Annotated in this window: 12 protein-coding genes; 7 read left to right on the top strand and 5 right to left on the bottom strand. The window is 64.4% G+C overall.

Annotated features, from left to right (window positions below):
* Window positions 1–66 precede the first annotated feature (66 nt).
* Window positions 67–1122, bottom strand: a complete 1056-nt coding sequence (speB, locus tag HHL25_RS20235; protein ID WP_169595040.1) for an agmatinase — start codon at window positions 1120–1122, stop codon at window positions 67–69.
* Between the two features lie 170 nt (window positions 1123–1292).
* On the opposite strand from speB, the gene gcvA reads away from it, so the two are divergent.
* The 3 genes from gcvA to HHL25_RS20220 are packed head-to-tail and all read left to right on the top strand — an operon-like array spanning window position 1293 to window position 4744.
* Window positions 1293–2291, top strand: a complete 999-nt coding sequence (gene gcvA, locus HHL25_RS20230; protein ID WP_169595039.1) for a transcriptional regulator GcvA — start codon at window positions 1293–1295, stop codon at window positions 2289–2291.
* Window positions 2292–2325: 34 nt separating this feature from the next.
* Window positions 2326–3501 (top strand): aminotransferase, encoded by a 1176-nt coding sequence (locus tag HHL25_RS20225; RefSeq protein WP_169595038.1) that lies wholly within the window; start codon window positions 2326–2328, stop codon window positions 3499–3501.
* A 25-nt stretch (window positions 3502–3526) separates the two neighbouring features.
* The gene (locus HHL25_RS20220) at window positions 3527–4744 is read left to right on the top strand and encodes a TIGR03862 family flavoprotein (protein ID WP_169595037.1); all 1218 of its coding nucleotides are present in this window, start codon (window positions 3527–3529) and stop codon (window positions 4742–4744) included.
* Between the two features lie 24 nt (window positions 4745–4768).
* On the opposite strand, the gene HHL25_RS20215 is transcribed toward HHL25_RS20220, so the two are convergent.
* From HHL25_RS20215 to HHL25_RS20200, 4 genes are read right to left on the bottom strand one after another with little or no spacing between them, the layout of a single operon-like run.
* Window positions 4769–5566: a 3-methyl-2-oxobutanoate hydroxymethyltransferase gene (locus HHL25_RS20215; protein WP_169595141.1), complete on the bottom strand. Its 798-nt coding sequence runs from the start codon at window positions 5564–5566 to the stop codon at window positions 4769–4771.
* Window positions 5567–5612: 46 nt separating this feature from the next.
* Window positions 5613–6842 carry an NAD(P)/FAD-dependent oxidoreductase gene (locus HHL25_RS20210; RefSeq protein WP_169595036.1) on the bottom strand — a complete coding sequence of 410 codons (1230 nt, stop codon included), beginning with the start codon at window positions 6840–6842 and terminating at the stop codon, window positions 5613–5615.
* Window positions 6843–6847: 5 nt separating this feature from the next.
* Window positions 6848–7165, bottom strand: a complete 318-nt coding sequence (locus HHL25_RS20205; protein WP_169595035.1) for a MocE family 2Fe-2S type ferredoxin — start codon at window positions 7163–7165, stop codon at window positions 6848–6850.
* 24 nt (window positions 7166–7189) lie between these two features.
* Window positions 7190–8293, bottom strand: coding sequence for a fatty acid desaturase family protein (locus HHL25_RS20200; protein WP_169595034.1), 1104 nt, complete (start codon window positions 8291–8293; stop codon window positions 7190–7192).
* Window positions 8294–8423: 130 nt separating this feature from the next.
* Here HHL25_RS20200 and HHL25_RS20195 point away from each other — a divergent pair, with 130 nt between their 5' ends.
* The 4 genes from HHL25_RS20195 (at window position 8424) to HHL25_RS20180 (ending at window position 13389) form a co-directional block, all read left to right on the top strand.
* On the top strand, window positions 8424–9476 hold the full coding sequence (locus HHL25_RS20195) for a LacI family DNA-binding transcriptional regulator (RefSeq protein WP_169595033.1): 1053 nt from the start codon (window positions 8424–8426) through the stop codon (window positions 9474–9476).
* A 164-nt stretch (window positions 9477–9640) separates the two neighbouring features.
* Entirely contained in the window at window positions 9641–10450 is an 810-nt protein-coding gene (locus HHL25_RS20190) for a TIM barrel protein (protein WP_169595032.1), read from the top strand.
* A gap of 400 nt (window positions 10451–10850) precedes the next feature.
* On the top strand, window positions 10851–11780 hold the full coding sequence (locus HHL25_RS20185; RefSeq protein ID WP_169595031.1) for a sugar ABC transporter substrate-binding protein: 930 nt from the start codon (window positions 10851–10853) through the stop codon (window positions 11778–11780).
* Between the two features lie 70 nt (window positions 11781–11850).
* Window positions 11851–13389, top strand: a complete 1539-nt coding sequence (locus HHL25_RS20180) for a sugar ABC transporter ATP-binding protein (protein ID WP_169595030.1) — start codon at window positions 11851–11853, stop codon at window positions 13387–13389.
* Window positions 13390–13399: the final 10 nt, after the last annotated feature.

The following is a 13399-nucleotide window of genomic DNA, read 5'->3' as shown; positions in this document are numbered from 1 at the left end:
TCGTTGGTTGTCATGAAGTGCGGTCCGCGAGCGGGATAACCCCGCCGCGGATAAATTGCCAGTCGCTCAGCGGCCCTTGATCGCCGGACTATAGACCATGAGGCTCAGGATTTCGAAGAGAACCTGAGCGCCGGCATGGGCCGTGTTGTTGGTCGCGTCATACTGCGGCGCCACCTCGACGACATCGCCACCGACGAGGTTTATACCCTTGAGCCCGCGGATGAGTTCGAGCACTTCGCGCGACGAGAGGCCGCCGATTTCCGGTGTTCCTGTGCCGGGTGCGATGCTCGGATCGAGGCTGTCGACGTCGAAGGAGAGATAGGTCGGGCCGTCGCCGATCACCTTCTTCGCCTTCTCGATGATCGCCGGAATGCCGAGACCGGTGATCTCCTCGGCGTGGATGACCGTCATGCCGGACTCGTAGGAGAACTCCCACAGATATTCGGCCGGACCGCGGATACCGATCTGGATGGTGCGGGTCGGATCGAGCACGCCATCAAGCACCGCGTTGCGGAAGGGGCCGCCATGGTGGAACTTGGTCTGGTCGAAGGCGCCGCCGGTGTCGCAATGGGCGTCGATGTGGATCATGCCGACCGGGCCATGCTTCTTGGCCACGGCCTTCATGATCGGGTGGGTGATCGAATGGTCGCCACCGACCGACAGCGGCAGGATGCCGGCCTCGACGATCTTGGTGTGGTGCTTTTCGATGTCCTCGTGGCTGAGTTCGAGGCGATAGCGGCTGGAAAAGGGAACGTCGCCGATGTCGCCGACCTTGAGGTCGAAGATCGGCGCGCAGTCGAGCACATGGTTGTAGGGACCGATGCGGTCGATGGTGCGAAGCGCCCGCGGCCCGAAACGCGAGCCGGGGCGGTTGGAAACGCCGAGATCCATCGGTACGCCGACGATCGCCACCTGCAGGTCGCCGAAATCCGGAGCCTTCGGATCGATCGGCCGATGCGGCGCCGACAGGAAGGTCGGCACGCCGGCATAGGGAGCGGCACGCGTCCCGTTCGAAAAGATCTTTTCGCCCACCTTGGCGAATTTCGGATCGAAGATTTCCCCGGCCTGGTCGCCACCGAACTTGGCGCGTAGTTCCGAAAGCTTCTTTTCGTCGAACGTCATGATCAATTACCCTCTTCGCATCCGCAGGGCGACGCGCGCCACCGGAGACTGTTTAATCGGCAGATCTCTGGTCTGCCTCTAATCTGAGCATTAACTCGCAACCACTATGGAAAATCAATTCACGATGTTATAGCAATCCCTGTGAGAAAAATTCATAGAGTTTTCGACCCATGTCCAGCCGGCTTCCCCCGCTCAATCCGCTGAGGGCCTTCGAGGCCGCGGCGCGGCGTGGCTCGATCTCGGCCGCGGCACGCGAGCTCAACGTCACCCACGGGGCGGTCAGCCACCAGATCAAGACCCTTGAGGAAACGCTGAAGGCGGCGCTCTTCGAACGCGGCGGCAAGCGCCTGAAGCTGACACCGCAGGGCGCCTTGCTGCTGCCGGCGGTTTCCTCGGCCTTTGACGGCATCGCCGCGGCGACCGCCCTGATGAATCGCCCCTCGACGAGCGGCACGCTGCGCGTCGCCTGTGTTCCGGCGTTGCTTTCCCTCTGGCTGATTCCGCGGATGAATGCCTTTTCCGAACAGTATCCGGAAATCAGCCTCAAACTCTCGTCCAGTAACGACAGCAACCTCATCCACTCGCCCGACGTCGATGTCGCGATCCTCTACGGGCCGGGCGGTTGGCGCGACTGCTGGACAAGGCTGTGGAGCACCTTCGAGCTTTTCCCGGTCGTGTCCCCTTCGCTGCTCAATTCCCGGCCATTGCGGTCCGTCCGGGACCTGCGCGATCATGTGCTGCTGCATGGCGACGACGGCCGCGAATGGAACACATGGCTCGCCGCCGCCGACCAGCTCGACGCGCCGCGCGGACGCCAGCACTTCATGAGCGACGCCCGGCTTTCGACCGAGGCCGCCCGCCACGGCCAGGGCATCGCGCTCGGCGACAGCATTACCGCATCCAGCCTGATCGCCGCCGGCGAACTCATCATTCCCTTCGATCTTTCGGTCCCGGCCTCCGATGCCTTCTATGTCGCGGCCCGCAACGAGATGCGGGCGGCCCCGATCGTCCGCGTCTTCATCGACTGGATGTTCGCCACCCTGGAGAACGAACGCAGCTCGCAGATCCGTCCGGCGGTGCGCCAGACGACGCGCAGCCGAACACCCCGCGCCGGCAAGACGGCGCCGATTACCGCAGAACCCGCCTCCGATCCTGCCCTTTCGGCCTGATCCAACCCCCTTTGAAACCACACAAGTGAACGACATGCCCGCACCCGCCTTCAACGCCCTCGTTTCCCGCCTCTCGCCGCCGCCGGTCCCTTCTGTCTTTGCCTGGGCGCGCGCCTATGGTGGCGCCCGTGGCCCGCTGATCGACCTTTCGCAGGCCGTGCCCGGCTATCCACCGCATCCCGACCTCCTTGCCTGGCTCGGCGAGGCCGCCGCCTCCCGCGTCTATGCGGGCTACGGACCGATCGAGGGTGAAACGGACCTGCGCACGGCCTATGCCGCAGAGGTCGCGGAGCTCTGCGGGGCACCGGTCACGGCGGACAACATCCACATCACTTCGGGCTGCAATCAGGCCTTCATGGCCGCCGCGATGGCAATCGCCGGCCCCGGCGATGCCGTGGCCTTGACCGACCCCTTCTATTTCAACCAGGAAACCACCCTGGCGATGATGGGCATCGAGCGCCGGCTGCTGTGGCTCGACCCGGCAGACGGCTTCGTCCCCCGGATCGACGCGGTCCGCGAGATCCTGGCCACCGGCGTCAAGGCCCTGGCCCTCGTCTCGCCCAACAATCCGACCGGCGCGATCTATCCGGCAGGCCTGCTGCGCGAGATCTTCGAAGCCTGCCGCAAGGCAGGCGCGTGGCTGATCCTCGACGAGACCTATCGCGACTTCCTGCCCGAAGGACAGCGCCCCCATGACCTCCTGTCCGTGCCGGGATGGCAGGACAACCTGATCCTGCTCTATTCCTTCTCCAAGTCCTTCTGCATTCCGGGCCACCGCCTCGGCGCCGTGACCGCCGGTGAGGAAGCAGTCGCGCAGATCGCCAAGGTCATGGACAACCTGCAGATCTGTGCGCCGCGTGCGCCGCAGGCCGCGGTCGCCCGCGCAATCCCGGCGCTCAAGGAGTGGCGCGACGCCAACCGCGCCGAGATCGTCCGCCGCGCCGATACGCTGAAGGACGTCATGGCCCAGCTTCCGGCCTGGAAGATGGATTCGCTCGGCGCCTATTTCGCCTTCATCCGCCACCCCTTCGCCGGAACACCGTCCGCGGTCGTGGCGGAGAAGCTGGCCAAAGAGGCAGGCGTCGTCTGCATTCCCGGCGCCTATTTCGGCGAGGGCCAGGCAAACTACCTGCGCTTCGCCTTCGCCAATGCCGACAGCACAACCATCGCCTCGCTCGCCGACAGGCTCGCCGGCTTCACCCTCGATTGAGCGCCGGCGGGCGATGGAGGGAATCATGACGAACAGGCGTATTGCAATCATCGGTGGCGGACCGGCGGGACTGATGGCGGCCGAGGAGCTGTCGCGGGCCAGCCATGCCGTGACCGTCTACGAAGCCATGCCGACGGTCGCCCGCAAGTTCCTGCTCGCCGGAAAGTCCGGCCTCAACATCACCCATTCCGAGCCCTATGAGCGCTTCGTCACCCGCTACGGCGCGGCCGCGCATTGGCTGCGGCCGATGCTCGACGGCTTCACGCCGGAAGATGTACGGGACTGGACGACGGGGCTCGGAACAGAGACCTTCACCGGCTCCTCGGGACGTGTCTTTCCGACCGTCATGAAGGCCTCGCCGCTGCTGCGCGCGTGGCTGAAGAGGTTGGAGGCGCAAGGGGTGACCATCCTCACCCGCCACCGCTGGATCGGCTTCGACGGCAATGCCTGCCGGATCGCCACGCCTGAGGGGGAAAAGACCGTCGAGGCCGATGCGGTGCTGCTGGCACTCGGCGGTGCAAGCTGGCCGAAACTCGGCTCCGACGCGGTCTGGGTTCCGTGGCTGCAGGCGCAAGGCGTCGAGGTCGCCGAATTCCGGCCTGCCAATTGCGGCTTCGACTGCCGGTTCTCCGAGGTTTTCGTCGAACGATTCTCCGGCGAACCGGTCAAGTCGGTGACGGCGACCAGCGCGGCCGGCACGACGCAGGGCGAATTCGTCATCAGCCGGAACGGCATCGAGGGCAGCCTCGTCTACGCCCATGCGGGCGCGCTCCGCGATGCGCTCGCCCGAGACGGCCGGGCGAACCTCAAGCTCGATCTCTGCCCCGGGCGGACACTCGACAAGCTTGAGCGGGATCTTGGCCGCCAGGATGCCAAGGCGAGCTTTTCCAATCGCCTGCGCAAGGCGACGGGTCTCGACGGGGTCAAGGCGGCCCTGCTCAGGGAGCTTCAGCCCGACGCCAATCGCCTCGATGCAAGGTCGCTCGCGGAGACGATCAAGGCGCTGCCGCTGCCGGTTGCCGCTCCCCGGCCGATCGCCGAGGCGATCTCGTCGGCAGGCGGCATCACCTGGGACAGCGTCGACGAAAACCTGATGCTCAAAGCCCTTCCCGGCACCTTCGTCGCCGGGGAGATGCTGGATTGGGAGGCGCCGACCGGAGGTTACCTGCTCACTGCCTGCCTCGCCAGCGGGAGGAGCGTGGCGCACGGCATGGAAGCCTGGTTGTCAGGCGGGGGCGCGTGACCCCCGGCCGGCGTTGGTGATCCGTCAGTCCGATCCGAGCCGCTTCAGGAAGTCGGCATACTCCTCGGGCGGCATGGCCACCTCGTGACCGATCTCCGGATAGGCGCCGGAACGCACGTCCTCTGCATATTCGGAAAAGGCAGCGATCCGCTCGTTCTGCAGCCGATCGAACTCGGCGGAGAAATTGCGATAGACCTTGGCGTGGCGGGGATAGTGCCCGCGATGAGCACCGAGCACGTCTTCGGCGAAGAGATACTGTGCATCGCAGCCGGCCCCGGCTCCCATCGACAGCATCAGCAGCGAGGTACGTTTCGAAATCGCGCTCGCGACCTCGCTCGGCACCACCTCGATCTCCACGGCAAAGGCCCCGGCCTCCTCATAGGCCTTGACCTGGCGCCACACCTCCCAAGCGCTGGCCGATGTCTTGCCGACCGCCCGGAAGCCGCCGGTCCAGGTCGCCTTGGAAGGGATCAGCCCGACATGACCGCAGACCGGAATGCCCTCGTCGCGCATGCGCCGCACGGTCGAAAGGCTCGCGGCTGAATAGACCGCATCGCCCCCCGCTTTCAGAGCGGCAAAGGCAGCGCGGATGTACTCCTCGGCCGTGACATAATCACCGTATTCGAGGCCGGGAAAGGTGAAGCAGGTTGGCGCAGCCTCGCGGAAAGCCGGCCCGAGAAGCGAAGGCGGCACGGACAGAAGGTCGATCCCCGCCTTTTCGGCGGCTTCTGCCTCCTCCAGCGTCACCACACGAAGCATGGTGAGCTGCCGCTTGCCCTTCAGGGACAGGAGGTCGTGGACGGTCGGGCGGCGATTGCGCATGGTCTCTCCGGCGATCGATGAAATATTGGCCTTCACGCTGCCCGCCTCAGGCGGCGAGCAGCTTCTTAAGCTTGGTGTCTGCAGAGGCAAGCGATGCCGGATCCGGGCATGCCCGCGCCGCGATCAGCATTTCCGCAAGCCGTATGTCGCGCGCGACCGCATTGCCGCGGCCGATGCCGCTTGCGGCGAGCAACCGCCCCTCGGGATCGAGGTGAAAGAGGATGAACGCCTCCTCGCCGAGATCCCGCCGCACCGTGGTCGACGCGCCCTCCGCAAGGCCGGCGATCTGCAAGGTGAGATCGTACTGATCCGACCAGAACCACGGCACGCCGGGGTTTTCGACGCTGTCGCCCAGCATGTTCGCGGCAGCGAGGTGGCCCTGGTCCTGCGCATTGCGCCAGGATTCGAGCCGAACCCGTCTGTCGCCATAGAGTGCCAGCGGAAAGGAACAGCAATCGCCGGCCGCGAAGATCTTCGGATCGGACGTCTCAAGGCGCGCGTCGACTGCGATGCCGTTTTCGATTGCAAGCCCGGCCTGTTCGGCAAGGGCGGTATTGGGAATGGCCCCGATGCCGGCCACCACCAGATCGGCCCGGACGATGCGGCCATCAGCCAGCTGCACCGAGACCTCGTCCGGTTCTTCCGCCAGGCTCGCGATCGCCGTACCGCACAGCACCTTGACGCCCTCGGCCTTGTGCCTAAGCGCGACGACGTCGGCAATTTCGGCCGGAACGCCGCGCGAAAGCAGCCGGGGCTGTCCCTCGATCACCGTCACCTCGGCGCCGAGGCGCCGCGCAGTCGCGGCAAGCTCGAGACCGATAAAGCCGCCGCCGATGACGGCGAGCCGCACGCCAGACACCAGCCGGCTGCGGATGGTCGCCGCATCCGCGTGACTGCGGAGCGTCAGGATACGTTCGCTCCCCTCGGCAACACCCGGGAACGGGCGGGGCCGTGCGCCGGTCGCGAGAAGAAGCCGGTCATAGGCGAGTTGTTCTCCCCCGGAAAGCAGCACGCGAGATCCCGCACGGTCGATCTTATCGACCCGCTCGCCGGTGACGAGCCGGATGCCGGCGCTCCGGTAATCGTCCCCGGCCGCGATCACACGCGGCTCAGGCTCGTCGATCAGGGTCTGCTTCGAAAGCGGCGGCCGCTCGTAGGGCGGCAGCAGCTCTTCGCCGACCAACGTGACGCTGCCGGCAAACCCGAGCCCGCGAAGAGCGAAGGCTGCCCTCGCCCCGCAGAGACCGGCACCGACTATGACGATGTGCTCGGTCATGACCGTCACTCCAGCCCGATAAAGACGTCGCCGGCCTCGACCTTGACCGGATAGGTCTTGAGGTTGACGCAGACCGGGGCGCCCTTGGCCTGACCCGTCTTGTAGCTGAAGCGGCCGTTGTGTTTCGGACATTCGATGATGTCGTCCATCACCAGGCCGTCGGCGAGATGGATCTTCTCGTGGGTGCACAGTCCGTCGGTCGCGAAGAACTCGTCGTCGGGGCTGCGATAGATCGCGAACGTCTGGCCGTTGTGGTCGAAGCGGATGACGTCTTCCTCGTCGACGTCATCGATCGCGCAGGCCCTTACCCAATTGTCGCTCATGGTCTTTTCCTCCCAGGCAATCGATTATTCGGCAGCCGCCGCCACCGGCGCGGCATGGAATTCCTCGCGATACGGCCGCGCCGTCGGCGGCAGCGCACGCTTGAGGAAGTAGTCCTCGTTGCGAAGCTGGCGCAGGAAGGCCGGGATCATCTCGCGATAGCCGTCGAGCATCGACGGATTGGCGACCGGCAGGTCGTGCTTGATCAGCGTGTGCAACTGCGGCAGTGCGTGATACGGCACCATTGGGAACATGTGGTGCTCGACGTGATAGTTCATGTTCCAGTAGATGAACCGGCTGATCGGGTTCATGTAGACGGTACGGCTGTTCAGCCGGTGGTCGACGACGTTGTCAGCCAGTCCGCCATGCTGCAGAAGGCCGGTCATGACATGATGCCAGGCACCGTAAAGCCGCGGCAGGCCGATCAGCATCAGCGGCAGGATCGAGCCCATGGCAAAGGCGGCGAAAAGCGTCGCGGCATAGATCGCCAGCCAGATGCGCGCGGCCGTGACGACCTTGCCCTGCTCCATGTCCGGAATGAACGACTTTTCGGCGGCACTGAGATGGCCGAAGGCGTTGCGGACCATGTCGGTCATCGCATGCCAGGCATCGAGCAGACCGAAGAAATTGAGGATAAGGCGCGCCAGATCCGGCGGCCGCATGACGGCGATTTCGGGATCGCGGCCGACGATCACGGTGTCCGTGTGGTGGCGGGCATGGCTCCAGCGCCAGGTGACCGGATTGCGCATGATCATGAAGCAGGCGATCTGGTAGACGACCTTGTTCATCCACGGGGTCTTGAAAGCCGTACCGTGGCTGCATTCATGCCACCGGCTGTCCGAAGCCGAACCGTAGAGCACGCCGTAGGCGAGGAAGAACGGGACGGCGATCCACGATCCCCAGAAATAGACGCCGAGGCCGGCAAACAGCGCCATCGAGCCGAGCCAGATCGCGGTATCGCGAATGGCAGGACCGTCCAAACGCTGCATCAGCTCCTTCATCTGCTTGCGCGGGACGTCGGTATGGTACCACTCGGCCGAGGCAAGCCCGATCTCCACGGCCCGCTGCGCATCGCGCCCCGTCAGGCTGTAGTCCCGCTTCGATCCGATTGCCGCTGTCGCTGTCGTCATCGTCATCCTCCTCCAGGCTGGCGCTTTTCAGCTCATCTCACTGCCTCGAAGATAAAAGCACTTTCCTCCTGCAACAATCGGGCTATGATAGTTTCTATCTTTTGACATCATTTGATGAGTGAAGATTATGATGGATTCAATCAAGAAGTCTCAACGCCGTCGTCCGACGATCAAGGATCTGGCGGAACGGTCCGGCGTCAGCGTGGCGACCATCGACCGGGTATTGAACGGCAGGTTGCCGGTCAGGGAGGAGACGGCACGAAGGGTTTACGAGGCGGCCCGCGAGATCGGCTATCATGCCGCAAGCCTGATACGGCAGCGAGCCTTCGAGGATCTTCCCCACTACCGGCTGGGTTTCCTGCTGCAGAAACCGGCGCAGGCCTTCTATCAGAACGTCGAGACAGGCTTCGCCGAGGCATGCGAGCAGGCGACGACCGCCCGCATCACCAGTCAGATCGAATACACAACCGCCTCGACGCCCGCGGCGATCGGTGAAAAGCTCCGCGCGATGGCGAACCGCTGCCAGGCGATCGCGCTCGTCGCCCCCGACTATCCCGGCATCACGGCCGCGATCGACGAACTCAAGGGCCGCGGCATTCCGGTCTTCTCGCTGCTCTCCGATTTTGCCGCCGGCGTCCGCGAAGGTTATGTAGGACTGAACAACCGCAAGGTCGGGCGCACCGCAGCCTGGCTGATCGCCAAGGCCGCCAGGAAGCCCGGCAAGGTGGCCTGCTTCGTCGGGAGCCACCGTTTCCTGGGCCACGAAATGCGCGAAATCGGCTTCCGCTCCTATTTCCGGGAAAACGCCCCCGGCTTCGAAGTGCTGGAAACACAGATCAATCTCGACACGCCGGAAATCACCCACGAGGCGACGCTCAACCTCCTGCAGCAACATCCGGACCTCATCGGCCTCTATCCCTGCGGCGGCGGCATGGAAGGCGCGATCGCAGCGCTTCGCGAGGAAAACTGCGCCGGGCGTGTGGCAGCGGTCGTCAACGAACTGACGCCCGAAAGCCGCGAGGCGCTGGCCGACGACATAGCAACCGCCGTCATCGCCACACCGGTCGCGGCACTCACCGCCGAGACGGTGCGACTGATGATCGGCGCGATCGAACGGGGCGAGGCGAGCATTCCCGGCCAGACCTTCCTGCCCTTCGACCTGTTCATCTCCGAAAACATATGATGATGGATTTCCATCATACCGGTTCGACTATCTTGCAGGAATGATGGACCCTCCTCTCGGGCGGCCTTTGACTGACGTCAAGAGATTTGCTCAATTCCCGCCTCGGCACCGGCCCGTCTCCCCATGCGGAGACCGTCGCCCGTCTGGGAGGAACAAGGAAACCCATGTCTCTGCAATTCGCACTCAACCACATGACCACGCCGTCGCTGAAGATCGCAGACTTCTTCGATCTCACGCTTTCGCTCGGCATCCGCGCCGTCGAGATCCGCAACGACCTCGCCGGCAACGCCATCCTCGACGGCACCGCGCCCGAAGAGATTCGCAAGCTGGCCGAGGACCGCGGCATCGAGATCATCTCGATCAACGCCCTTCAGCGCTTCAACGAATGGAACGAAACGCGCGCCCGCGAGGCCGACGAACTGATCGCCTATGCGCATGCCTGCGGCGCCCGGGCGCTGGTGCTCGTGCCGAAGAACGACGGCACCGGCCAGGAGGACGGCCAGCGCCAGCAGAACCTGCGCGAAGCGCTCACCGCATTGAAGCCGCGCCTTGAAGCGACCGGCATCATCGGCCTGGTCGAGCCCCTCGGCTTCGAGATCTGCTCGCTGCGTTCGAAGCAGGAGGCGGCGGACGCCATCCGGGCAGTCGGCGGCGGCGAGGTCTTCAGGCTCGTCCACGACACGTTCCATCACCACCTCGCAGGCGAACCGGCACTCTTCCCGGAACTGACCGGGCTCGTGCATATCTCCGGCGTCACGGATCCGGACGTCTCCGTCTCCGACATGCGCGACAGCCATCGCGTTCTGGTCGACGGCGACGACCGGCTCGACAATGCCGGACAGATCCGCGCCCTCGACGCGGACGGCTACCGCGGGCCCCTCTCCTTCGAACCCTTCGCCGAAACCGTGCATGCGCTGGCCGATCCGGGCGCAGCCGTGAAGGCCAGCATGACCTATATCAGCGTAGCGATCTGAGCACCGCACGGGCGGGCGGGTACCTTTCGGCCCGCCCGCCCGCGTCAATCCGGCCCTGCCGTTTCGGCAACCGGGGCGCCCTGCGCCGATTTTCTTCCCCAAGACCCGCTTCGACAATCTTTCGCGCCCATAAATGGAACGGAAATTCCATTTATGAACAGGCGCAAAACTGCGTTTTTCTCCACATTTCCCGTCAGGTAGCGGAAATCTGCCTGTCCGACGCATCTGCGCCGTTGACGGGCGAAACAAAAAATGGAATAAATTATCTGCATTTCCGGACTGGCGGTCTTTTCATTCCGTTTTCCGGCGCGTCGGGAGCGCGGGACAAGTGCACGGCCGGACGAAATCCGGTCTCCGGCAGGAGAAGGTGACGCCGGACACCGTTTGAGGAGGAAATATCATGAAGAAGCTTATTCTGGGCGCCGCCATGTCTGTTCTCTTGAGCACGGCCGCCCATGCCGAAACCATCGGCGTATCCATGGCCCTGTTCGACGACAACTTCCTGACCGTCCTGCGCAACGGCATGCAGGACTACGCCAAAACGCTCGACGGCGTGACGCTGCAGGTTGAAGACGCACAGAACGACGTCGCCAAGCAGCAGAGCCAGATCCAGAACTTCATCGCAGCCGGCGTACAGGCCATCATCGTCAACCCGGTCGACACCGATGCGACCGCCGCCATGTCGAAGATCGCCGCCGACGCCGGCATTCCGCTGGTCTACGTCAACCGCGAGCCGGTCAACGTCAACGAACTGCCGGAGAAGCAGGCGTTCGTCGCCTCGAACGAAGAAGAGTCCGGCACGCTCGAAACCCAGGAAGTCTGCAAGCTGCTCGGCGGCAAGGGCAAGGCCGTCGTCATGATGGGCGAGCTTTCCAACCAGGCCGCCCGCATGCGTACCCAGGACGTTCATAACGTACTGGCGACCGACGAGTGCAAGGGCATCGAGATCGTCGAAGAGCAGACCGCCAACTGGTCGCGCACCCAGGGCGCCGACCTCGTGACCAACTGGCTCTCCGCCGGTCTCGAGTTCAACGCCGTCATCGCCAACAACGACGAAATGGCGATTGGCGCCATCCAGGCGCTGAAGGCAGCCGGCAAGGACATGAAGGACTATGTCGTCGCCGGTGTCGACGCGACCCAGGACGCTCTTGCTGCCATGGAAGCCGGCGACCTCGACGTCACCGTGTTCCAGAACGCGGCCGGCCAGGGCAAGGGCTCGGTCGACGCGGCGCTCAAGCTCGCCAAGGGCGAAGCCGTCGACAAGAAGGTCTACATTCCCTTCGAACTGGTCACCCCGGCCAACCTCAAGGACTACCAGAGCAAGAACTGATCCCTTCCGAGATCAAGCGGATGCGGGCTCAGGCCCGCATCCCACCGCATGAAGCGCGAGGAGATTTGCCATGGTCAGTCCGACAACGATGGCCGCTGTCCGCAAGAGCGGCGCCGTACCCACTGCCGAGTATCTTCTGGTCGCCGAGGGCGTCCGCAAGGAGTTTCCCGGTGTCGTTGCCCTCGATGACGTGACCTTCCGCCTCAAGCGCGGCAGCGTGCATGCGCTGATGGGCGAGAACGGCGCCGGCAAGTCGACGCTGATGAAGATCCTCGCCGGCATCTACCATCCGGACAAGGGCACCGTTCAGCTGAAGGGCGTCGACATCCGCCTGGAATCGCCGCTCGACGCGCTGGAGAACGGCATCGCCATGATCCATCAGGAATTGAACCTGATGTCACCGATGACGGTCGCCGAGAACATCTGGATTCGCCGCGAGCCGCTCAACCGCTTCGGCTTCGTCGATCATCGCGAGATGAACCGCAAGACGGCCGAACTCTTCAACCGGCTCAATATCACCATTCACCCCGAGACCCGCGTCGGCGAACTCTCGGTCGCCAACCGGCAGATGGTCGAGATTGCCAAGGCGGTCTCCTATGAATCAGATGTGCTGATCATGGACGAGCCGACCTCGGCGCTGACGGAGCGCGAGGTGGAGCATCTGTTCCAGATCATCCGCAGCCTGCGCGACCAGGGCATCGGCATCGTCTACATCACCCACAAAATGAGCGAACTGTTCGAGATCGCCGACGAGTTCTCGGTCTTCCGCGACGGCAAGTATATCGGCACCCACGCCTCGACCGACGTGACGCGCGACGACATCATCCGCATGATGGTCGGCCGCGAAATCACCCAGATGTTCCCCAAGGAGGACGTTCCGCTGGGCGAGGTCGTGCTGTCGGTCAAGAACCTGACGCTCGACGGCGTCTTCCGCGACGTGTCCTTCGACGTGCGGGCGGGCGAGATCCTCGGTGTTGCAGGCCTCGTCGGCTCCGGCCGCTCCAACGTCGCCGAGACCATTTTCGGCGTGACGCCTGCCTCGTCCGGCACGATCGAGATCGACGGAAAGCCCGTCTCCATCACAAGCCCGACGGAAGCGATCCGCAATCGCATGGCCTTCCTCACGGAGGACCGCAAGGACACCGGCTGCCTGCTGATCCTGAGCGTTCTGGAAAACATGCAGCTCGCCGTCCTGCAGGACAGGTTTGTCAGCAAGGGCTTCGTCACGCAGGCGGATCTGACCGCCGAATGCGAGGAGATGTGCCGCAAGCTGAGGGTCAAGACCCCGAACCTGGCGGAGCGCATCGAGAACCTTTCGGGCGGCAACCAGCAGAAGGTGCTGATCGGCCGCTGGATGCTCACCAATCCGCGCATCCTGATCCTTGACGAGCCGACGCGCGGCATCGACGTCGGCGCCAAGGCGGAGATCCACCGCCTCGTCACCGAGATGACCAGGAACGGCGTCGCCGTCATCATGATTTCGTCGGAGATGCCGGAAGTGCTCGGCATGAGCGATCGCGTCATGGTCATGCATGAAGGCCGCGTCACCGGCTTCCTCGACCGTGCGGAAGCCACACAGATCAAGGTCATGGACCTGGCGGCCCGTTGAGCCGGCCTGC

The organism is Rhizobium terricola (genome assembly GCF_012927355.1).
Classification (GTDB): Bacteria; Pseudomonadota; Alphaproteobacteria; order Rhizobiales; family Rhizobiaceae; genus Allorhizobium; species Allorhizobium terricola.
Note: the sequence above shows the minus strand (reverse complement) of the source record. Positions and strands in the feature narration are given on the sequence as shown.

Coding starts and splice junctions, on each gene's coding strand:
- gcvA (WP_169595039.1), top strand. CDS start 1,293: ATGTCCAGCCGGCTTCCCCCGCTCAATCCGCTGAGGGCCTTCGAGGCC.
- HHL25_RS20185 (WP_169595031.1), top strand. CDS start 10,851: ATGAAGAAGCTTATTCTGGGCGCCGCCATGTCTGTTCTCTTGAGCACG.
- HHL25_RS20180 (WP_169595030.1), top strand. CDS start 11,851: ATGGTCAGTCCGACAACGATGGCCGCTGTCCGCAAGAGCGGCGCCGTA.
- HHL25_RS20205 (WP_169595035.1), bottom strand. CDS start 7,165: ATGAGCGACAATTGGGTAAGGGCCTGCGCGATCGATGACGTCGACGAG.
- HHL25_RS20220 (WP_169595037.1), top strand. CDS start 3,527: ATGACGAACAGGCGTATTGCAATCATCGGTGGCGGACCGGCGGGACTG.
- HHL25_RS20215 (WP_169595141.1), bottom strand. CDS start 5,566: ATGCGCAATCGCCGCCCGACCGTCCACGACCTCCTGTCCCTGAAGGGC.
- HHL25_RS20195 (WP_169595033.1), top strand. CDS start 8,424: ATGGATTCAATCAAGAAGTCTCAACGCCGTCGTCCGACGATCAAGGAT.
- speB (WP_169595040.1), bottom strand. CDS start 1,122: ATGACGTTCGACGAAAAGAAGCTTTCGGAACTACGCGCCAAGTTCGGT.
- HHL25_RS20210 (WP_169595036.1), bottom strand. CDS start 6,842: ATGACCGAGCACATCGTCATAGTCGGTGCCGGTCTCTGCGGGGCGAGG.
- HHL25_RS20225 (WP_169595038.1), top strand. CDS start 2,326: ATGCCCGCACCCGCCTTCAACGCCCTCGTTTCCCGCCTCTCGCCGCCG.
- HHL25_RS20190 (WP_169595032.1), top strand. CDS start 9,641: ATGTCTCTGCAATTCGCACTCAACCACATGACCACGCCGTCGCTGAAG.
- HHL25_RS20200 (WP_169595034.1), bottom strand. CDS start 8,293: ATGACGACAGCGACAGCGGCAATCGGATCGAAGCGGGACTACAGCCTG.